The 23,073-nt window shown below is 44.3% G+C and carries 13 protein-coding genes; 6 read left to right on the top strand and 7 right to left on the bottom strand.

What is annotated here, in order from left to right:
* The first annotated feature begins 47 nt into the window (after nt 1-47).
* The 3 genes from IPM71_06140 to IPM71_06130 all read left to right on the top strand — a co-directional run bounded on the left by IPM71_06140 (nt 48) and on the right by IPM71_06130 (nt 1,940).
* Nucleotides 48-602 carry a DUF4136 domain-containing protein gene (locus tag IPM71_06140; protein QQS52313.1) on the top strand — a complete coding sequence of 185 codons (555 nt, stop codon included), beginning with the start codon at nt 48-50 and terminating at the stop codon, nt 600-602.
* A gap of 130 nt (nt 603-732) precedes the next feature.
* Complete coding sequence (locus IPM71_06135; protein ID QQS52312.1) at nt 733-1,194, top strand: 6-carboxytetrahydropterin synthase; 462 nt, start codon at nt 733-735, stop codon at nt 1,192-1,194.
* Nucleotides 1,194-1,940 carry a radical SAM protein gene (locus tag IPM71_06130; GenBank protein ID QQS52311.1) on the top strand — a complete coding sequence of 249 codons (747 nt, stop codon included), beginning with the start codon at nt 1,194-1,196 and terminating at the stop codon, nt 1,938-1,940. Before IPM71_06135 ends, IPM71_06130 begins: the two co-directional genes overlap by 1 nt.
* A gap of 50 nt (nt 1,941-1,990) precedes the next feature.
* Here the strand turns inward: IPM71_06130 and IPM71_06125 are convergent, their stop codons facing one another.
* A complete protein-coding gene (locus IPM71_06125) occupies nt 1,991-2,992 on the bottom strand; it encodes an aspartate-semialdehyde dehydrogenase (GenBank protein ID QQS52310.1) in 1,002 nt (333 codons plus the stop codon).
* Nucleotides 2,993-3,144: 152 nt separating this feature from the next.
* On the opposite strand from IPM71_06125, the gene IPM71_06120 reads away from it, so the two are divergent.
* Entirely contained in the window at nt 3,145-5,769 is a 2,625-nt protein-coding gene (locus IPM71_06120) for a lamin tail domain-containing protein (GenBank protein ID QQS52309.1), read from the top strand.
* 45 nt (nt 5,770-5,814) lie between these two features.
* On the opposite strand, the gene IPM71_06115 is transcribed toward IPM71_06120, so the two are convergent.
* From IPM71_06115 to IPM71_06105, 3 genes are all read right to left on the bottom strand, one after another.
* Nucleotides 5,815-6,066: a 30S ribosomal protein S20 gene (locus IPM71_06115; GenBank protein ID QQS52308.1), complete on the bottom strand. Its 252-nt coding sequence runs from the start codon at nt 6,064-6,066 to the stop codon at nt 5,815-5,817.
* 86 nt (nt 6,067-6,152) lie between these two features.
* Entirely contained in the window at nt 6,153-6,731 is a 579-nt protein-coding gene (locus IPM71_06110; GenBank protein QQS52307.1) for an NAD(P)H-dependent oxidoreductase, read from the bottom strand.
* A 17-nt stretch (nt 6,732-6,748) separates the two neighbouring features.
* Entirely contained in the window at nt 6,749-8,770 is a 2,022-nt protein-coding gene (locus tag IPM71_06105) for an alpha amylase C-terminal domain-containing protein (protein ID QQS52306.1), read from the bottom strand.
* A gap of 266 nt (nt 8,771-9,036) precedes the next feature.
* Here IPM71_06105 and IPM71_06100 point away from each other — a divergent pair, with 266 nt between their 5' ends.
* Nucleotides 9,037-9,975 (top strand): bifunctional riboflavin kinase/FAD synthetase, encoded by a 939-nt coding sequence (locus IPM71_06100; GenBank protein ID QQS52305.1) that lies wholly within the window; start codon nt 9,037-9,039, stop codon nt 9,973-9,975.
* Nucleotides 9,976-9,983: 8 nt separating this feature from the next.
* A complete protein-coding gene (locus IPM71_06095) occupies nt 9,984-11,468 on the top strand; it encodes an adenosylhomocysteinase (protein ID QQS52304.1) in 1,485 nt (494 codons plus the stop codon).
* 95 nt (nt 11,469-11,563) lie between these two features.
* Here the strand turns inward: IPM71_06095 and IPM71_06090 are convergent, their stop codons facing one another.
* The 3 genes from IPM71_06090 to IPM71_06080 all read right to left on the bottom strand — a co-directional run bounded on the left by IPM71_06090 (nt 11,564) and on the right by IPM71_06080 (nt 23,071).
* A complete protein-coding gene (locus IPM71_06090) occupies nt 11,564-12,145 on the bottom strand; it encodes a PhnA domain-containing protein (protein QQS52303.1) in 582 nt (193 codons plus the stop codon).
* Nucleotides 12,146-12,278: 133 nt separating this feature from the next.
* Nucleotides 12,279-13,361 carry a PorP/SprF family type IX secretion system membrane protein gene (locus IPM71_06085; protein ID QQS52302.1) on the bottom strand — a complete coding sequence of 361 codons (1,083 nt, stop codon included), beginning with the start codon at nt 13,359-13,361 and terminating at the stop codon, nt 12,279-12,281.
* Between the two features lie 11 nt (nt 13,362-13,372).
* Entirely contained in the window at nt 13,373-23,071 is a 9,699-nt protein-coding gene (locus tag IPM71_06080) for a gliding motility-associated C-terminal domain-containing protein (GenBank protein ID QQS52301.1), read from the bottom strand.
* Nucleotides 23,072-23,073: the final 2 nt, after the last annotated feature.

Genomic DNA, 23,073 nt, shown 5'->3' with positions numbered 1-23,073 from the left:
TCTGCATACTTCGATTTTATTATAAATAGCATAACACCTTTCGAGACATGACAAAAATTAGAGTTAGTATTGTTTTAGTCCTATCAGCAATCTTGTTTTCTTGTTCCTCCAAACTTCAGGTTACTTCAGATTACGATGCCAAGGCTGATTTCAAATCTTTTAAGACCTTTATGTTTTTGCCCTGGGATCCGGGTAGCTCAGAATACATTGGACCTAATGCCCAAAAGCGCTTGTTTGATCAGCTCGAAAAGGAGCTAAATGCTATGGGTTATCAAAAAGTAACCACTGATGCTGATTTGGCTGTGAATGTACTGGTGCTCCTCGATGAGAAACGTGATGCTATCAATTACACACGCTATTACAGCACAGGTGGATACAGTTATTATTATCCTTTTGGATTTGGTTTAAACTCCTCGACCTATTATAAAAAAGTCGATTATCTCCAGGGCACTATGATTGTAGACATGTTTAATCAAAAGGAGCGCCTTTTAATTTGGCAGGGAGTTGTGACTCTGGAAGTTGTTGAAAACCAGAAAAAACGTCAACAATCTGTCATGGTATCGCTTAAAAAACTTTTCAAGAATTTCCCTGCTCAAAGCTAATAGTGTACACCGAAAGCTGATTATTGATTGAATTTGTGGTGAGTCTCTGATTTTCTCAAAAGAGTGGGAAGAACAATCTTTTGTTTGGAATGTTTAGTTGACTGTTAACCCGAAAAACTCAAACTGTAAGATGAGCAAGATATACATTACCAAAGAATTTACCTGGTGTATGGCCCATATGTTGGCTAATCACGCCGGAAAATGCAGAAATATTCATGGTCATACCTATTCGATGCAGGTTGAAATTGCACGTCAGGATGGTGGCGTAATCGAACATAAGGGTTTTACAGACCATAGTATGGTGCTGGAGTTTAACGATGTGAAGGAAATTATTAAGCAACTCGTTGTCGACAAACTCGATCATGCTTTTCTGTATTGGAAAGATTCTACCGATCCGATGGAGCATGAAATAGCCTCTATACTTAGAAAATACGAGCGTAAGATGGTGGAAATCGATTACAGACCTACTGCTGAAGAGATGGCCATTCATTTTAAAAGCGAAATTGATCAGGAGATTAAGAAATTAGGGGTTTATGTAAATAGCCTTATTGTGTGGGAATCTCCTACAAGTTTTGCTAAAGTAATTGCCTGATGAACAGATTACTTGCCAAATTTCACGACACCAAAATACCCATGGTGGAAATATTTCACAGTATTTCGGGAGAAGGCGTTTCGGCTGGTAATCTGACAACTTTTGTACGAGCAGCAGGTTGCGATCTGCGTTGCACCTGGTGCGATACGAAATATAGCTTTAAAGAAACCGGACACGATGTGCCAATGATGCAACCTCAAGAGATAATGAATCAGGTAGCACTCTTTGGATGTTCTGAAGTAATTTGCACAGGCGGCGAACCTTTGGAGATAGAAAAAACAAAGCGGTATTTGCCTGCCTACCTTCAACAATCTGGTTATCGTGTACGTATCGAAACAAGTGGTGGAAGCCCTTTGTATTCAAGCGAAGAGTTGTTATTTTTCAATCTCACAGAACTTAGCCGACCGGTTTATACCATGGACATTAAATGCCCCTCGTCGGGTATGGAAAGCCGCAATCTTTTTTCGAACATCGAACAACTCGATGTACGCGACGAGCTTAAATTTGTAGTTGCCAATCAACACGATCTGGACTATGCCATGGAAGTAATTGCTAAATACCAAAGGCATTTTTCTCAAAGCCAGCTTACACTAAATTTCTCCCCGGTTTTTGATGCGATAGAGTTGCCTGTACTGGTGGAATTTCTAAAACTACATAACAAAATTTTCGAAGAGAAGAGGTTAAAAGTCCGTTTAAACCTTCAGATCCATAAATTCATATGGCCACCGCATCAGCGTGGGGTATAAAAAAAAGGAGACTATTTCAGCCTCCTTTAAATTATTTTGCATTCCTTTGTTTAGAGTAGTTTGTTTTGAACAAGGTATTCGGCTATTTGCACCGCATTGAGTGCGGCACCTTTCTTAATCTGGTCGCCCACGCACCAAAAGGTAATACCTTTCGGGTTGGTAAGATCTTTGCGTACGCGTCCCACAAAAATATCGTCTTCCCCGGCGCTTTTCAAAGGCATTGGGTATGTTTTTCCATCTTCGAAAAGGCTTACACCCGGAGCTGAGGCAAGAGCCTTCTTTACGGCTTCTATTGTAAGTTCTTCGTTTGTTTCTATCCAAACAGCTTCGGAGTGGTTGCGCATTACCGGAACGCGCACACAGGTAGCACTTACTTCAATGTCAGTAGCCATGATCTTTTTCGACTCGTAGAACATTTTCATTTCTTCTTTGGTATAGTCGTTATCGGTAAAAACATCCACCTGTGGAATAAGATTAAAGGCCAGTTGATGTGCGAATTTTTCCACGGTAGGTTTTTCTCCATTGGCTAATTGTTTGCTTTGCAGCACCAACTCGTCCATGGCAGCAGCACCAGCACCGCTGGCAGCCTGGTAGGTTGCTACATGTACTTTTTTAATGTGTGAAAGTTTTTCGATAGGTTGCAGGCATACTACCAATTGAATGGTGGTACAATTTGGGTTGGCAATGATGTTCCTGGGCCTGTTTTTCGCTGCCTGGGGGTTTACTTCAGGCACTACCAGCGGCACATCATTCTCCATTCGGAAAGCAGATGAATTGTCAATCATCACGGCACCATGCTTGGTAATGGTAGAGGCAAACTCTTTGGATGTGCTACCGCCCGCTGAAACAAGGGCAATGTCTACACCTTTAAAATCGTCGTTGTGCTTAAGTTCTTTAACTGCCAGAGTTTTACCTTTGAAGAGGTATTCTTTTCCGGCACTTCTGCCTGAACCAAACAACACGAGCTCATCCATCGGGAAATTGCGCTCGCCGAGTACCCTCAGGAATTCCTGACCTACGGCACCGCTTACACCAACAATTGCTACTTTCATTTTGTCAGATACTTGAATTTAAAGTTTAACAATAAAATAAATCCCCTTTACCGGGGATTTTTTTGTTTAATCTGTTGCAAAAATCGCAATAATTTTCTTGATTGCATAATAGTTTACTGATTTTTGTCATTCATTGTTCACCCGCTTCATCTATGCGCAGTTTTCATTCCCTTGGTCTGCTGCTGATAGTGGTTTGCATTGAAGCACAGGAAATGCGGTTTACATTTGACGATTTTGATCTAAGCGCCTGGGAGCAAAGTAACCCGGGGCATTGGTGTATCGATAGTGTAAATTCCATAGATGGTACAGCTTCTTTGCATCACTGTTTCGATACCACTGCATCCTTTCACGATGCCGCTGCATTTTTCTATGAACCACTCAGGCTCGATTCGGCGATGACAGAATGGTGCTTTACCATTCGCTACGATTACAATCCTTCGGCATCAAATAATTGGGCTTTCTGGTTAACCAGTATGAAGGGGTCAGCCCATCTGTATCCCACGGCAAGCAATCAGGGGTATGTGTTGGGGGTGAACTTTACGGGGTCCGATGATTTTTTAAGACTCTGGCGTTTTAATGGATCCGCCACTACCATAAGTACCGGAGATTTTAACTGGCAGGAAGAAATTTTGCCGGGCACCCCGGTTCGAATCAGAGTAACCAGGAATTTGGATAAAGAATGGCAGGTCTATCTCGATACTTCCGGAACTGAATTCAAGGTTTTAGAGGCAATAGATTCTATTTATTGTACTTCGAATTACTCAGGAATTTTTTATCGCTATACAGCTACACAAGATCAGAAACTTTGGTTGGACGATGTAATGCTGAAAGGCAAATTTCTTGCAGACGTTCAGCCTCCAGTTGCAAAGCATGTGGAAGTAATCGATGGCAGGAGCCTGCTTGTAACTTTCGACGAAGAAATCGATACCACCCGCAGGGTGCTCTTTGTTGTCAACCGTTTTTACAAGCCTGTTTCACTTAAATGGCGAACGAGTAGCGAAGCCCTGGTAAGCTATGATGCAATTTTTTCAGAAAAGAATCTCTTGGAAATATACAATGTAAGCGATCTTACGGGGAATGCACTGCCCTTTCTCACGGCAAAATTTACATATCACCAGGCCGCTTATCACGATGTGTTAATTATAGAAATTATGGCCGATCCAACTCCAACAATAGGGCAACCGGAGTGCGAATACATTGAGTTGTTCAACCGGTCGGCAGATACGGTGAACCTGAAAAACTGGAAATTAGTTTCGGGCGACAGATTACCGGCCATTTTTCCTTTTTTTCTTTTGTTGCCAGGAAAAAGTGTTCTGGTGGCCGATGATGGTTGCATGAATAAGTTTGATAGTACTTTGTCGAAAATACCGGTTAGCACCTTTCCCGCCCTACCTAACGATGGTGAAGTGCTAACTCTCTATAACCAGGAAGGAAGTCTTATTCACACGATTGAATACGATCCGGTCTGGATAAGTGATCAGGAAAAAAGAGATGGCGGTTGGTCGATGGAATTGATGAATCTCAATTACCCCTGCATTACCAAAGGCAATTGGGAAGCAAGCAGGCACGAATCAGGCGGTACGCCGGGGCAGGGAAATTCGCTTCCAGTAGAGGAATTTGAATACCCTGTTGTGAGCTTGTCAGGCCTTTCTGAAATCACGCAACATTCTCTGAAGGCAACTTTTACCGAATCTCTTGACAGTTTTTCTGCTCAACAAGTAAGCAATTATTTGTTTCTGCCTTTTTCATTTTACCCCGATACGGCAAAGGCCATCGGACCTGAATATAAAGAAATCGGACTGATTTTTAACCAGCCCTTGTCATCTAAAGTTGAATATACCCTTCAAGTAAATTCTCGTTTGCATGATTGTTCTGGAACCTCTGTAATAACCGAAGCTATGAGTTTTGGGATTCCTCAAGAAGTCGATAGTGCGGATGTGGTAATTAATGAAATTATGTTCGATGCTACGGATGCAATTCCCGAGTATATTGAACTTTTCAATGCTTCGGAAAAGTGCCTTGACCTGAAGGATTTCCAGCTTGGATTCTTCGATTTGTATGCAGATACAATTAAATCTGCTATAAGTCTTTTCGAGGCTTCTTTCCAGTTGATGCCAGAGCATTACATTGTTCTTACCGAGAATGAGCAACAATTGTTATTTACATATCCATCCCTCCACGCAGACCTTGTAGTAGAACCTCAGCAATGGATAAGTCTTCACAACGATGGAGGCAAATTTGCTCTTTTGCAGCCGGATGGAAGCATAATGGATGCTGCTATTTTCTCACCCCAAATGCATTTTTCTTTGCTCTTGAATTCAAAGGGAGTTTCCCTGGAAAGGATTTCGCCTGAAATATCCGGCTTACTTGTCAGCAATTGGCATTCGGCTGCTACCCATACCGGATATAGCACCCCTGCCGCATTAAATTCGCAAAGTACTGAGTTAAATCCTATCGCAGAAAATGTTTCTTTTACACCCTCTGCCATTAGTCCTGATAACAATGGTGAGGATGATTTTCTACTTATTTCGTATTCGTTTGCTGAGCAAGGATTTGTTTGCAAGATTAAGATTTTTAATTCGCAGGGGGCATTGGTACGAGATCTGGTTCAGAATGAGCTGTGCGCCCTTGAAGGAAGTTATTTATGGGATGGCCTTAGCGAGGAAGGAAAACGTTTGCCAATGGGGTATTACATTGTTTATTTCGAAGCCTGGCATCCAAACGGAGATAGAACGGAGAAAAGGGAATCGGTATTGATGTTGCCAGAAAAAAAATAGCCCGGATACCAGGTACCCGGGCAGTGAATATTCTTTAAAAGGCAATTACAGGCTGCTTACGTGCTTGGTTAAGCCAGATTTTAAATTTGCCGCTTTGTTTTTGTGAATGTCGTTGCGTTTAGCCAGTTTATCGAGCATAGAAGATACTTTAGGCAATAGAGCCTGAGCCTCTGCTTTGTCAGTAGTTGTTCTAAGTTGTTTAATGGCGTTACGGGTAGTACGTGCGTAATACTTATTGTCAACTTTAGTTTCTTCGTTTTGCCTGATTCTTTTCAGCGCTGATTTATGATTTGCCATTGATCTTGATAATTACGTGCTTAAACCTCTTTATTTTGGAGCGACAAAATTAGTTAAAATTTTATATTTGAAAAATAATTCATCCATTATTTTTGGTTGCGGCCTAAATCTTCCACCTGTTGGCTCCATTTGGCTAGTTTGCTTTTGGTTGCGCTTTTAATAGGCCCAAAAGCAGAGATCTTCACTGGTTTGACTCCGCAGAATTTTAAAGTAGCCTTTTTCATGGCGTTGTGGCCGGCGTTGTGGTAAATGAGCCGGTTATACCAAAGGGGTGTATCCATGGTTACTAGCAGTCGTGCCGATTTGTCCTTCAGCAGTTTCAATGGAAAGGGGCTATTTTCCTGAAAACTGAATGCATATTTGGGTAAAAATACCCGGTCGATAAACCCTTTGAGCAAAGCAGGGAAAGTGCCCCACCATGTTGGATAAACGAAAACAAGATGATCGGCCTCGAGAATTAATTTCTGCGCTTCAATTAAGTCAGGTTCCAGTTCGGTTCGCTTTCGGTAGCCAAAATGAAGGATTGGATCAAATTTTAAGTCGGCAAGGTTGAGTATTTTAAATTGTGCACCAGATTGCTCAGCACCTTTCTGATAGCTGGCAGCCAATTGATAGCAAAAGCTTTCTTTATCGGGGTGCCCGTTAATGAGGAGAATATTTTTCATGAAAATTGTTTGGGTGTTTAAAGATTTAATACAGATGCTGTTTTCTTTTTCTTTAATACAAGAGCTGTGCGGCTTGGAAGATATAATTTGATCCAATCTTTTCCGGCAGTACCTCCGATACGTTCGGTGGTATAAATCAGGCTTTCATCAATATTACCATATCCGCCATATAGTTTCGAATCGGTACAAAGCCCCACATTGTATGTTCCTGCATTTACAGCAATGCCATAATTGGGAAAGCTTTTAGATGGGTTAAAGTTGAACACAAAAAGCAACTCGCCACGACTGAAAGCAAGAACCTGATCGCCTTGGTTGTCGGCCCATTTGTAACACCAGGGCTCGCGCAAGAACTTAGTATGTGTGTGCAGGTGAATCATATCGCGGTCGAAATCGGCAAGAAAATGATACCGCAAGTCGGGGTGATCGGCAAGGCTCCATTGGCGGCGGGCATGTTTGTACGACCATCCATTGCCTTCGCGTGGAAAATCAATCCACTCGGGGTGGCCAAATTCATTACCCATAAAATTCAGGTAGCCACCTCCGCTTGCCGCGAAAGTTATTAAACGTATCATTTTATGCAGCGCCATTCCCCGGTCGACCAGAAGGTTTTCCGAGGGTTTATTCATGTGCCAGTACATTTCTTTGTCTATGAGCCGGAAGATAATTGTTTTATCCCCTACCAGTGCCTGATCGTGCGATTCGGCATAGGATATGGTTTTCTCATTTGCTCTGCGGCTGGTGAGTTCATAGAACATTTCGGTTACATTCCATTGCTCGTCTTGCTTCTCTTTAATAATTTTTATCCAATAATCGGGCATACCCATGGCCAGCCTGTAATTGAAACCCAGACCACCATCCTGCACTGGTTCAGCCAAACCCGGTAGTCCGCTCATTTCTTCTGCTATGGAAATTGCCAGTGGATTTACTTCGTGTATCAGCTCGTTAGCCAGGCAAAGGTAGTTGATTGCATCGGGGTCTTGTCCGCCATCGAAATAGGCAGCATAGCTGGTGAAAGCTCTTTCGAGTCCGTGATCGTAATAGAGCATGCTGGTAACTCCATCGAAGCGATAACCATCGAATTGGTATTCGGCCAGCCAATATTGGCAGTTCGAGAGCAGAAAATGCATGACATGCTCCTTGCCATAATCGAAACAAAGCGAATCCCAGGCCACATGTTCGCGCCGGTGGTTGCTATGAAAATATTGGTAGGGCGTACCATCGAACCTTCCCAATCCCTCTACTTCATTTTTTACGGCATGCGAGTGCACCAGATCCATAATCACCATCATACCCATGCCATGTGCGGTATCGATAAGTTCCTTTAATTCATCGGGAGTACCAAAGCGCGAGGAGGCGGCAAAGTAATTCGATACATGGTATCCAAACGATCCATAATAGGGATGTTCCTGCACCGCCATCAGCTGCACGGTATTGTATCCTGCCTTTTGGATGCGGGGTAATACCAGCTCGCAAAATTCCTTATAGGATCCTACTTTTTCTTCTTCTGTGGCCATTCCCACATGGGCTTCGTAGATGATAGGAACTTTGATATTTTTTGCTGGACTTTCGTGCTTCCATTGGTAGGGTTTCCTATCGAGTACCACCGCGTCGAATACTTTGGTGTGTTCGTCCTGCACGCAATACCAGGTATAAGAAGGCAGTCGTTCGCCTTTTCCGCCATGCCAGTGTATTACCAGTTTAAACTTTTGTTTGTCTTTCAACTGGTCACTCGCCAATTTAATTTCCCAGTTTCCGTCTTCGAGCGATTTAAGCTTGTAGTCAGATGTTTCTTTCCAGTCATTAAACTCACCTATCATGTAAATTGCTGTAGCATTGGGGGCCCACTCGCGAAATATCCAGCCCTCTGTAACCCGATGAAGTCCATAATAAAGGTGTCCGGTTGCAAAGGCCTTAAGGTTACCAAATTGGTTCTTTAAACGTTCAATCAGGTTAAGGGCTGCATCGCGTCGACTGGCAATGACAGGAGCAAAGGGTTCGAGCCAGGGATCGTCATGAACTATTTTAGGTAGGTTTTTCATCAATTTTATTTTTTTATTATTAAGGAATGATGGAACCACACATGTTTGTAAAATAAATACTTATGTGTTTGTGTTAGCTAAAACATGTGGGTTTCATATTTCGATGCTTTAGCCTTTAAAGATAGCGAATGTGCAGGGATAATTTCCGGCCGTAATAAAAAAAAAGGGAATCGACTCTTCAACCTTTAAAAATCTATGGTTTCAATTTGATTCCGACCTTTGCTTCTTTTTGCTAAATTTGCACATTCAAGAAAAAACACTTCAGGTTGAAGCTTTATAAAGATTTGTCGGCCGAAATACCCCTACATACAGTGGCAACCATTGGTATTTTCGATGGCGTGCACCTGGCGCATCAGCAAATTATCCGAAGGCTTGACGAAATAAAGAAAAAGTATCAAACCTTGAGCACGCTTGTTACACTTTGGCCCCACCCCCGATACGTTTTAAACAAAGATGCTGCTGGTCTTCAGTTGCTTTCTACTTTGGAAGAGAAGTTGTTAAGGCTTGAGCATTCAGGCATTGACCAGGTTTTGTTAATACCCTTTTCAGCAGAATTTGCAGCCTTGCCTTACGATGTGTTTATTCACCGTGTGTTGGTAGAAAAACTTCGGGTACGGCACCTGGTTGTTGGGTTTAATCATCACTTCGGAAAAGACCGGCAAGGTAGTTATGAGAGTTTGTGCAATTATGGCCAGCAAGCTGGTTTTACAACCGAACAACTTCAGAAGATTGAAATCGATGGCGAGGGAGTAAGTTCTTCGCGCATTAGACAATTTATTTTACATGGCGACCTGGAGCATGCCAACCTTATGCTTGGTTACCCATATACTGTTTCGGGCAATGTGATACATGGAAATAAACTTGGTAGGGCAATGGGTTTTCCGACCGCCAATATTGAGTTGCCCGAAATCTACAAACTGCTGCCAGCCGAAGGGGTTTACGCCATCGAAACCAACATTGATGGAAAGCTTTTTAAAGGTATGTTGAACATTGGTACCCGTCCTACTGTTGATAACCGTGGGCACAAGGTAATGGAGGCAAACTTTTTCGATTTAGAACAAGATTTGTATGACAAACATTTAACTTTGCATTTCTTTAAGCGTATCAGAGCCGAGAAAAAATTCGAAAACCTCGATCTCTTAAAGAAACAAATTGAAACAGATCGTATAGAAATTTTAAATTACTTCAATAAGAAAAAGCATTAAAATTAGAAATGGGAAACACAACATTGACAGAGAGAATTACCTACAAAGTGGCCGACATCAATCTGGCCGACTGGGGACGGAAAGAAATTGAATTAGCCGAGACCGAAATGCCTGGCCTTATGGCTTTGCGCGAGGAGTATGGAAAACAAAAGCCACTGAAAGGAGCCCGGATTATGGGTAGTTTGCACATGACCGTACAAACTGCAGTGCTCATTGAAACCCTTGTGGAACTGGGTGCCGATGTAAGATGGGTAAGTTGTAATATATTTTCGACACAGGACCATGCTGCCGCTGCTGTGGCGGTGGGTAAGAATGGCACATCTGAGAATCCAACTGGTGTTGCTGTGTATGCCTGGAAAGGCGAGACATTAGACGAATACTGGTGGTGTACCGAGCAGGCATTGCAATGGCCCGATGGTGGTTACCCTAACCTGATTCTCGACGATGGCGGCGATGCTACCATGATGGTGATTAAAGGTGCAGAATTTGAAACCAAAGGCATACCCGCTTTTAATTCTGAAAAAGATTCTGAAGAGTGGGGTGTAATATTGGAAACGCTTCATCGTGTGAAATCAGAGAGCCCCGACCGATGGAGAAAAACCCGCGACTCGATAAAAGGCGTATCGGAAGAAACCACTACAGGAGTTCACCGTCTTTACGAGATGTCGAAAAATGGTACATTGCCATTTCCGGCTATCAATGTAAACGATTCGGTTACCAAGTCGAAATTCGATAACCTTTATGGTTGCCGTCACTCTTTAGTGGATGGCTTAAACCGTGCCACCGATGTAATGATGTCGGGTAAAATGGCTGTAGTATGCGGTTATGGAGATGTGGGTAAAGGATGTGCCCAATCCCTGCGTGGCCAGGGAGCACGCGTAGTGATTACCGAAATTGATCCTATTTGTGCCCTGCAAGCCAGCATGGAAGGCTACGAAGTAAAAAAACTTGAAAGCGTTTTGTCTTCGGCCGATATTTTTATTACCACTACCGGAAACTTTGATATCATTACGTCTGAACACATGGCCAAAATGAAGCACCGTGCTATTGTTGGCAACATCGGGCACTTTGATAACGAAATAAATATGGCCGGTCTGAAAAAGGTGCCCGGTATTAAAACCCGCAACATCAAACCACAATACGACGAGTGGATATTCCCCGATGGACACAGTGTGCTTGTTTTAGCCGAAGGCCGCCTGCTCAATCTCGGATGTGCCACTGGCCACCCCAGCTTTGTGATGAGTGCCAGTTTTACCAACCAAACCATTGCTCAGATCGATCTCTGGAAAAATGCACAAAAACAAGCTACCCTTTCGGGCATCGACTATAAAAACGGACAAGTATATACCTTGCCAAAAATTCTGGATGAAAAAGTAGCCCGTTTGCATCTTGCCAAATTGGGTGTAGAGCTTACAGTGCTTACCAAACAACAAGCCGATTACATAGGTGTAAAAGTCGAAGGCCCTTACAAGCCTGAACATTATAGGTATTAGTGGTTTTTTAGTGTAAAAAGCAAAAGGCTGTCCGGTGTGGACAGCCTTTTTTTAGCTTCAATATTTTCCAATTCACTTCATTATTTTTCTTCTACTTAGTTTGTTTTCTTCACAAATTTGGTAAGGATAACAATTTGCTGGCCATTGACCCGGCCTTCGATTTGCTCCGGGTTATCGTGCACCAGCGAAATGTTGCGTACCGCTGTGCCCCGTTTGGCGGTAAAGCTGGCACCTTTTACGTCCAGATCTTTTATCAGCACTACGGTATCGCCCTGCTGCAGTGTAACCCCGTTGCTGTCGATATGGCTTACTTTGTCCTCGTCAGCAGAAAAATCACCTGAAGCCTTCGCCCAAGTCAAGGTATCCTCATCGAGGTAGAGCATATCGAGCAGATCCTGAGGCCAGCCTTCGGCACGGAGCCTGTTAAGCATACGCCAGGCCAGTACCTGCACAGCAGGCACCTGGCTCCACATGCTATCGTTCAGGCAGCGCCAATGGTTACCATCCGGGGTTTCGGAAGAATCGATCTGGCTGCTACAGTTGCTGCAAAGCATGGCACAGGTATCGGCACTTTTTTTGGTAGCCGGGCTAACCTCATAAACACTTAAATTGTCTGTGGCATTGCACAATTCGCATTTCAACCCGCTTCGGGTTTGCAGTTCTTTTTCTATACTCATGGTTTTTTTTATCGAACTGCAAAAGTAAGTGTTTATTGAAAGAATTTTGTTTCCTATTCAGAAAAACAATTCATACCAGAAAGGAGTTTCAAATTTGCAGATGGAGTCATTGACCCGCAAAATTAGAGATGATCTAATACCTTTCCATCCATCTATAACGGCGTGCCTGATCGCCTGTTTTGACTGAAAAAGAGATTTCATGTGAACCATATGTTGCTGCAGACAACTCATTGAAGCCATAGTCGAATGCATATGAAAAGTATATTTTATTTATCCTGAACCCTCCCATTAACACAATATCTGATACGGTTCGATAAGATAGTCCGGCCCATATTCTCGACTCATAGAACATTTTTAAAGAAAGGTCAAGTTGCGCAGCTGGAGATTTTTTATCGCCACCAATGCGAATAAAGTCGTGCATTTTTAACCAGAATGAGGGTTCGATTTGCCAGTTGCGATTTGATTCAAGAGATAGATAGGCAGCTCCAAGCAAATTCCAGCTTCGGCGAAATCCAAGATCAGTCGATTTGTAATTAATTTCCGAGTTGCCGAACATTACAGGTGATTGTAAAATTTGCTGGACCGAAAGACCGAGATGATAGTGTGAATTCATAAAGTTGATACCCGCATTGAAATCGGGTATATAGGTTGGGGAGTTGGCTACTACCAGCATGGGTTCGTTGGTGTTGTCATAAAAATCGAGGTAGGCAGCATTGTAGCTGATCTGACTTATCGTACCCGAAAGGCCAAATGATAATTGCGAGGCTTGCATCGGAATATGATAGGCATAGGCCAATTGCCCTGTTAAAGTACTTAATGCACCGCTATTGTCGGCGAAAACAACGCCACCGAATCCCAGCCTGCCGTTCGAGCCGCTTTTTATCCGGTTCTGAGACCTACCTTTCACAACCTGTGTTTTACTTTTTAAAATTCTTGTCTGGGCACTTGCGCAAAAATTTCGGGGTGTGCGCATTTCATTCCCAAGGTTAAACCATTCATTTCTTGCCATTGCTGTAAAGGTCGACATGCCATCGTCGCCGGCAACAGCCGGATTAATGGTAAATTCGTTCATCATATACTGGCTAAAGCGGGGAACTTCCTGGCAGCCTATATTTCCGCAAACGAAACCTGATATGAATAGACTCATAAAGAGTGTTTTCAATGGAAAACTATTCGACCAGAGAAATTGACCGCGTATCTTTTGTGTAAAATTCATAACTGTTTTAATTAGTACAGAATGTTTAAGTAACCCTTTAAAAGGCTGCTGCCATTGCCCAGGTCGATGATATAATAATAAGTCGAAACCGGTAATACTTTGCCATTTTGCATACCGTTCCACGGTTCAGGATAACCACTTTCGCTTTGGTAGACAAGCAGTCCCCAGCGATCGAATACTTTTACCACTGCATTAGGATAGGTGAGCAGGAAATCCATCTGCCAGATATCATTAACCCCATCTCCGTTAGGTGAGAAGGCAGAGGGTGGGCTTGTGTTAATTGTGTACTGAATATCTGTTACACAGCTAGAGATGTTCTGTGAGTGATCCATCGCTATCCAGATAATCTGCTGATGGGCTTCTAATTCCAATCTGTATCCGACCAGTTCTGAAACCGGTACAGAGTCATGCCCGTTGACCGAAAAATACAGATCTAAATCATTATCGGAGCAGGCATCCTGGGCGTTAGGTATAAGAACCACATCTTCTTCGGTGAGTATGTAATACCAACTATCGTCGAAGGTGGCTTCGAATTCTACCTCCTCTATGCAATTCTGAATTTCAGGGGGCACCGTATCGATAAAAAATATGGGCAGGGACACAGAATCGCTGCATCCGGTAAGGCTGTTAACAATCTGTAAATCTATCCTGCCATTGTCTGTAGGGCTCCAGGCAACAGTAACTTCAGGGGAATTGTCAGGAAAAACGGTACCGTTTACAACCTGCCAGAAATAACTATTCCCTGTTTCTTCCACTGCCATATAACTCGACTCGCTTTGACCCGGACACAAGATCTGTTCACCCTGTATGCCCGTTTCGGGGAGCGGGTGAATGATCAGGCTAGTGGTATCGGATGCCACACAATTGTTAGTATCGGTAAAGGTATATACCAGCAGGTGGTTGCCAGGTTCATATAGCGATGGATCGATTTGGCTTACCATTTCGCCGTTTAGGGTATAAACTCCTCCTATGGGCTGGCCGTGGGAAAGGATAACCGGAGCACTGTTTTCGCAAAGGCTTCCGGGATTTTCCAATACCACTGGAGGCATTTCAGGTGACTCGATTGTTAAATATTGAATATGAATAGCATTACATAGACTGGTCCTATGACTTACTACAATTGGACCAATCTGACTTCCGACAGGAAGTTGGCTGATGTTTAGGGTTTGGTTTTGCAGGATGGCCTCATAGCTTGTTTCTCCGGTATTGCTTAAATACACATCGAATGTATCGCCCTCGGATGCACCTTGTATATCTATCTCAAGCCATCCTTGTTCGTCGCATCGCTCAGGACTGTGGCTTTGTGCCGAAGTTATTATAAAACCCTCAGGCTCACGAATAGTGTCGGAAATAGTATAAGTTGATACGCATTGATTGAGGGTATGCATGAGTCTGATATCCACGAAAGACGTACCTGGCATAATATCATTGTAGGTCAGTGTATTGATAATTAGGGTTGTTGTATCGTCCCATACGGCATCGTTGTTCCAGTCAACCATATAATTATCACCCTCGACACCATCCTCTAAGTTTAAGATCAATTCTCCTCCTTCTCCACATTGATTGGGTTGATTCACCATGGCGCTGACAACAATAGCCGGGGTAATAGTATTAACCCTGCCTGTGTCTGACCAATAAATACTGCATTGGGTTATGGCTTCGGTGATTACCATTGCCGAAAAAGTGGTGCCCTGCTCGATGTTCTCAAGGTTTATGCGGTTGTTCAGCACAACACCGGTGGCATCGATGGTGGCATCGTAATTAAAGTCGATCAGGTACACCTGGTTGTCAGTAGCCCCTTCGAGCGTAAGAATGACTGACCCCAATCCGGAACAAATCTGAGGTTGAATCAGTTCAAAACCTGACACACTAGCCGGGAATGAGTCGCAAATACTACATCCGGTACCATTGAAGAATATACTGTCGGTGTAGCTTGTATCGCTAAGCACATCGCAGTAGCCAAGTTCGCCGTAAACCCCAATATGTACTGGTTCAGTCACCATGCTATCCATGGAGATATTAACTATTCTGCCCTGCGCGGTTACCTCACCGATAGCTCCATTAATACTTAAACCTTCGGGTAGGAGCCATGTGTAGGTATCGGCACCAATATCGTTTACCGAAAAGGCATATTCCAGACCTTCGCACACCGAAGTTTCTAACTGGATAAATTGTGGTGTATCCAGCGTTCCGCCCAAGTTTACCGGGTCGGTACAAATTGTATATTCCGATTCACACTGAGGCATATTCACCAAAACACATACTGCTCCGCCCTGCACACCATTCACAGGAAGGGTCAGAGTAGTATCATCCGCAATTTGAAGAATTTCGAATTTAACAGCATCTGCCATCGAAATGCCTCCACCATTTGTGTGGGTTAGAATCTCTACATTGCCTGAGTTTCCTGCTTCAAATTCGAATTCGCCCAGCGCCCGCCAGATTCCATCCTCAGGAGGCAAAGTATTGTTTATAAATTGAAGATCGGTTCCATTGCGGTGATGAATACGAACCGGCATATCAGTTACATTGTTGTATCTCACATAAGATGATATAGAAACCCTGTAAAGACCTGTATATTGTAATTCTGGTGTATAGCGGATGCTTCTTTCAGCATTATTATCGGCAAAACTGAATTGTTGATTAATCATAGGTGCCCAGTTTTCCTGTTGCCAGCTTCCGCTGATAGAAATACCTTCGGTATCGCTGTCGTCGAGCAAGGTGGTTCGCATTCCTGGAGGCAGCGACCATTGATATGCCCCTGCACCAATGTCATTTACAGTATAAGTCAGGCTGTCTCCCGGGCAGGCAGCCAGGGGTTGATCAATAAAGTAGAAGTCGATCGCTTCTCCAGAGATTTGGATAGTTTCAGTAGTTTGCTGAACAGTGTTGCTACCACCGCAGGCCTCGCCAATGGCGTATACCTGCACCATTCCTCCCGTGCCGTTTTCCACATCGACGGTGATACCCGGCACTGTGGTTACAATATTGTTGGCCAGAAGGCCATTGGGTAAGCTCCAGATGTATTGGCTTGCGCCAGGTATTGGGCTAACTTCGAAAGTAGCTCTAGAGCCAACACACAATGATGTGGGGGCATTAATAAATTCCGGAACAAAGGCTGAAAGTGGCTCATTCCAATAGTAATATACCGAATCGGAAATATGCGCCCCTCCGCAACCATTGATTGAATTAACTATAATGTAACCACCATCGCTGCCATTGTTGAGGCACCGCCACGATTCCCAGTTTACAGGCATCATGGTATCGACCGGCGATGTGCGGTTTCGGAGCTCATAATTGGGATTTCCTTCGAATCCGGGCTCCCAACGCGGTGAGAAAAGTATTGCTGAACCGTTTATTTCCCATGAATAGCTACTTGCAAGTATGTCGCGGTAAAAGATAGGTTTACCAGCATCGCCATTGCAGATTTCGATTTCGTTGACGGATTGTCCTTCTTCGTCAACAAAACCAAGAGAGGTTAAATTAATTGACTGAATTTCAATTGCCATCAGACCAGGCGGGGTGATGTAGTTTCCATTGGTAGCCACAACACTCAACGTGCCTTTCATGGGAGTAGAAATCAAAATGTCAAGCAAAGGCAGGGATGTAGTAGAAACGGCATTGTTGGGCAAGGTCCAGATATAGTTTGTAGCCCCTACATCACTTACAGCAAGGGTAAGTCTGTCGCCCTGGCAAATGGTAAGATTGCCCGAAACATATTCGGGGGGCAATATGGCATTGGCAGTGCTTAAGGTAAAGCGGAATGCATGGCTTGAACAGCCCGTAAGAGTTATGGTGTAAATATCCAGATAGCCTGCTGCTTCGTCAAGAACCCTTATCTGATTGGTATTGTTATGAGGAGTGCCATCGTCGATTAGTTCAAAACCCTGAGGGATATCCCAATAATAATAGTCGCCTGTTCCCTCTATTTCGAGCGTATACACCGCTCCGGGCAATAGTTGGGTGGGATTCTGGCCCGTTGGTACTGTAATGGTAACATTGGTTATTATTGCCGGATCTACGTTCTGTGTCCAGCCATTGTATAAGAACCATTCACTGGCGGCGCAGGTTCCTTCACCTTCGATAGCCCTTACCCTTATCTCATTGTTTCCGTCAGGCATTTGAAAAACAGCGGCTGACCGGGCACTGTCGAGGTATTCGATAAGGTTGGTGTATACATCCCAAGTCCACTCATAGCCTACATTGGGACTGGTGTTTCGAACCCATAGCAGGGCATATTCTTCGCCGCAAAACTGATCAGCAACACCACCATCTGTGCCCAAAAACAAAACAGGTTGAGCGGGTGCCTGATTCACTTCAAAAGCAAAACTATCGACCGCCTCCGTATTTGTACAGCCGTTATTATAAACTTTCGCCGATATGTACCCTGTAATAATTTCCAAAGCCTGTATGTTGATTGATTCAGAGGTCGACAAAGGATAATCGACCGGGTAAATGCCTGTGGGTAAATGCCAGCTTACCGAATCGATTGTAGCATCGAAACGGATACTCGCTCTTTCATCGACATTAAGACACAATATTTCCGGAGCCTCGGAAAATACGGGTACATTAGGCTGTGGATTGATATTGATTGTAGGCGACCGGAATCTTTCGGAGAGTGTGCCATTGTAGTTGGTGGCTACCTCAATAGAGCCTCCAATACCGTCTGTGATTTGCAGGAGAGCCGTGTCGGCCCCTTGGGAAAGCATCACAATGCCATCTGGCAAGGTCCAGGAATATCCGCTATTGGGTACATTTTCGGCAGGTATTGCTCTTACTACAATTGTTAGGCCTTCGCAAAGAATACGTGGCAAGGGGTTTCCATTCGACAAAACAATATTGGTCGGAGGCGGACCAAGAAGAATAAGCATGCTGTCTGACGATGGTGGGCATACCTCATTGGAAATGGACCAGCTCAGGCTGTTTTGACCGAGGCCAATTCCGCTCACTGCCGATGTGGGGTTGTCAGGTTGAAGGATAGTTGCTGTGCCGTAGTTTAAATCCCATAATCCAATTTCGAGGGCAGAGGGCAGGTTTCCTTCAAGGGAGGTGCTCGTTAAAGGTGGTATAAGCACCTGATCCGGACCGGCATCTGCTAAATTAGGAGCTGGTAGCATGAAAACAGCGTAGGAGGTTGAGTTGCTTTCACCATAAGCATTTATAGCCACCACCGATAAGTGAACCGTGATGGTATCACTGCCGGTATAGGAGGCATTCAGGATTATGGTATCGCCTGTTGAAAAACCATCCAGCCCTTCCGGAATGGTCCACCTATAGCTTTCTGCATAGGGATCGGGCTGCAGGGCAAAGAGCAAGCCGGTGCTGTTTCCGCAAACAGTGTCTGGGTTTGTGTTATTTGAGTCAGGCAGAAATATAGGCTGGTCAGGCGCTAAATATTCATTAAAGGTTTGTTCGGTTGTTCCTCCTAGCACATACTCACCCCGAATTTGGTTAAATAGCGTAATTGAATGATTACTCAGATTGGGCAATTCTGTAATATTTGAAAGCCATGGAATGGAGGCATTGTCGAAACGACTTAGCAAGCGAAGTTCATCTTCGTTGGCCATATTTACCTGCGTATTATGAGAATAATAATTGGCTACCCGGTATTGACAATTTGTATTGTATGAATGAACCGCAAATATTCCCCAGTAACGCGATGAGTCCATCGATTCTATCAGCGCATTGTCTGTATTCGACGGTACTGGTGGCATAAAGTCGGTACGGTAAATGTGTATGCCTGTCGAAGAGCCTGAAGTTCTTTCTGCTAAAAGCGAATCGCCGTCGGGGTGAACGAAAACAAGACTTTGTGGGGTGATGTAGTTAGCAAGGCTTACGTCACCCACCGCAGCTCCCGACGATATGTATTGAAACCCTTCGGCTACAGAAACCAATTCAATATCCGATGGGCCATTTTTGTCTTCTAAGATAGTTCCGGCTCCCTGGTCGAAATTGAAATAGAGCACCAGATTTTCACAACTAAAAGGGTTTTCAGGGTTAATCTTTTTACACATCCACTCGCGGATAGTATTCTGGTCGAGTGCTGTGTTCCACACAGTAAACTCATCCATTGCCAGGTTACAAACGCCACCAGGGTAATTACCAGCCTGATAAGTAGGATCGTGAAACAATCGGAGTTCTTTAAAATTCATACTGTGAGAAAACTGGTCTTTCAGTATTTGGATGCCATTCGCATAAATAGTAATTTCAGTTCCACGGCGTGTAATAGCATAATGTACCCATTCGGTGGTAGTGGCATGTGCAGAATTGGTTCCAAGGTCTTGATTACTCCATAATGTTGAATTTCTTATGCCACAATTTAATCCATTTGCGCCGTTTATGTTGATGGTGAACCTATGTAAACCAAAGCCCAACATATCGCTGAAATTAAAGGCGGTGCCCCAACCCCTGGCCCAGAAAGTAACCGTGTAGTCATCAATGTCAAGGTACCTGATCAAGCCATGGTTTTCTTCTGTAGGTGCCTGGTTGTTACTCAGTGCCATACCCGATCCGGGTCTTTGAGAAACCACTTCGTGACGAAAAGCCAGATTATACTCTCCTCTTTCACGTTCTTTGCAGGCCAGGTGGAGCAAATTGGAGGTGAGGTCGATATCGGCACCCGAGTGCAACCACTCTTCTTCGCTATACATGTTCCTTCTTAGCAGCCGGTGATCGCTTTCAGCCGCTCCTGACAAAGCATCCGGATTGCCGGCATACACATAAGTGATATCGTAGTTTGGATGGGTGCCATTGGCCAAAAACACACCAAAAACCCGTTCGTCAGATATTCCCTCGTAGTATAATGGCGGATTGTTGTAATGAGACTCCCCTTCGATGATGTACAAATGCACCCCGTTGGGAGATCCTTCTCCAATGTTCGAAACGGCGAGTAAGTCTCCCTGCGGATGGGCAATACTTAATGAAACACCATTCCAATTGCCTTCGTATCGAAAGCGGCTATAATCGCCCAGAGGGGCACCTGATATGGCATAGCGCGAGCGGTCGGTAATGGTTATATTGTGCAAAAGTCCGTTGGCAGTTTGGGTGGTCTGATCATAAACCCTGAAAGTAACATAATCAGGCATGTCGAAGCGGTAATAAGCGCGCAGACTTGAATAGGAAGGTATGGTTGAGTTTATTTTTTTACACATAAATTCCCTGAGGTCGCCAATCGATCTGGCACTATTCCAGAGACGTACCTCGTCGATATAGCCTGTAAAATTATTAGTAGGAACCAAATTGCTTACGGAGGCACCTATTGTGAAATTGGTGCGTGTTACCGGGGAAAGTGAGAAATTGCTGCTTGCCACATCAAAGCCGTTAAGGTAAAGGGTGTAGCGAGTTCCATTTTTTACAACCGCCACGTGATTCCATTTCTCGGCTGATAGTGCAGGGCCAATTAGTTTGGCCATACTGACAGAATTGTTTCCAATGTCCCAAACCAGACGGCCATCGGCCCGTACCACAACATGGTTATAATAATCATTTGCGCCCTCGTTACTAAATGAGAGCACTACCTGTTCGGTGTTAGTAAAGATAGGATTGAACCAGGCTTCGGCCGTGTAATTGCCCGATTCGTCAGGCACGAAATTATCCTGCCCCTCAATGTAATCGTCCAGTCCATCGAGCAGAATGGCTAAACCAGGCCCTACAAGGTTGGTGTCGAGAATTACTTCTAGCGCATCGCAGTTGTCGGAAGCAATGCGTTCTGAAAAAGTTCTGAATTTTGGGTAATGAGCCAGCAGATAGGTTAAAGATTCATCCATATCGCGGGGTTGAATAAAGGACCACACCCCATAGCACGATGAGCGCCCGGCAAAAGAAAGGTGGTTGGCTAACCGCACACCGGCTGACTGAAGACTATCGATAATTTCGTTGTAGATATCGGCCATTTCTTCCGACTGATCGGCCAGGCATACAGCATTGATGAAGGAATTATCGGTTATATAATCGGGATAAGTAGGACTGTCGAAATCACGTTCGCCTGGCAACTGTCCCCCTGTTGGTCCATTTTCGCATCCGTAAAAAGTATGGTTTCCTCCTTCGTAGCAGATAATGTCTTTGTTGAAATATTTCGATAGCAACACATCGGAGTTATTCGCATACCCGCCATTGCACCTGAATTCGTTCAACACACAATTGCGGTACATCTGGTTAAAACCGGCCTGGTCGCCCTCGTTGGACAGAAACCAGTTGTACAAAACAGAACGCCAGTTGGTTCCACTTGCCTCATCGCGGCAGGAGTTGCTGCTGTTGTTGTCTTGAGTGAGGCCAAAATACCAGGTTGTGGCCAGTGCATCCCAATTTTCCGGATCAACCAGGTGAAGGGTACGGCTGTTTACATCTGTATACCGCGGAAAGGCCCCATACACCCTTTTAATCCGCGGCAGGTTTCTGGGTCCGGCCACGCTGGTTACCCGGCCAAATATCCGGTTAATGTGTGCGCCCCGGGCTTCTACATCGCCCAACCCCGGATATTCTGTTACCCTTTTAGCTGCCTGCCAGTGAAAGCCAGAAAAGCCTTGTGCAAAGTTCCACATTTCGTTCCCTACTTCAAGATAGAGTGTGAGGTCGGGGTTCAGCCGGTCCATAAAAAGGTTTACCAGTTGTTCCACATAGGCTTCATCTGCACAATAGGGGATATTCACCCAGGGGTCAATGCCAGTAAGGTTTGCCAACTCGATAATGTATTCGTAATTGCCTCCGCTATGATTGTTCAATTCGTACCAGTTTTCGGGTGTTCGCTCATTCCAGCGCATCCATTCAAGCATGTGGCTTTGATAAAACGGATTGGAAGAAGGCATTAATGTTCTGCATTCTATGTTGTTGGCGTTGTTATATTCCATAAACCTGAGTGAGCTGAATTGCTGCATGCGCTCGAGGTACAAAGGATTAAACTTTTGTCCGGCATCATAGGCATCTTCCAAACCCGGGTAGAGGAACACGATGTTGCGTATCGGGTCGGCCGGATCTGACTCAAGAATATATAACACCCAACCATGAACCATCCAATGCAGGTCGGTTTCAATTCTGCCACCATCGGTAGTTTCGAAGGCATAATCGTATCCACAAAATCCAGAACCAACCGGTCTCCAGCTTTCTCCATATTGTGTAGCTGTAGTCCCTGCATCTGCCACCACATTCTCCATACCCTGGAAGCTGATACGTCCACTGCCTTCCCATTTCATCACCCATCCATTTCGGGGCAAGTCGCCCGGAAAATAAATACGACGGGATATTTGATTGATGGCAACAGGCTTGCCCGGATCAATTGGTTGGGAAGCATTTTCTGATTTAGGCCGGTATTTATATACCGTAAGGGGAAATTGAACCGGGTAACCTTCAGGAGTAAAAAGTCCCTGATCAATCATCATATCGTAATACGATATATAACAGTCTGCCCAATTTTCACCCCAGGCTTCGTTGTTTACAGTACCGCTCCAGTCTGCATCCCAGTGCCAATAGGCGCCATTCACTACCTTAAAAGTATCGAGACTGTATACTTTGTACCAGGGATGGCCATTGTCGCCAATGGGCTCCCAGCGACCACCGTTTTTAAAGAAATCTATCAGCGCATATTCTTCGTTCGACATAGATATACCTGTTCCCAAATCGATGCATTGCTGCGAAGAGCCTGGGATTAGATTAAGGATTAAGGAAATTGAAACAAAAAGTGCTTTGCTTTTAGCACGGAGTTGAGGTAGGATGGGCATTT

The sequence above is a fragment of the Bacteroidota bacterium genome, from assembly GCA_016699695.1.
Taxonomy (GTDB): domain Bacteria; phylum Bacteroidota; class Bacteroidia; order Bacteroidales; family UBA10428; genus UBA10428.
Note: the sequence above shows the minus strand (reverse complement) of the source record. Positions and strands in the feature narration are given on the sequence as shown.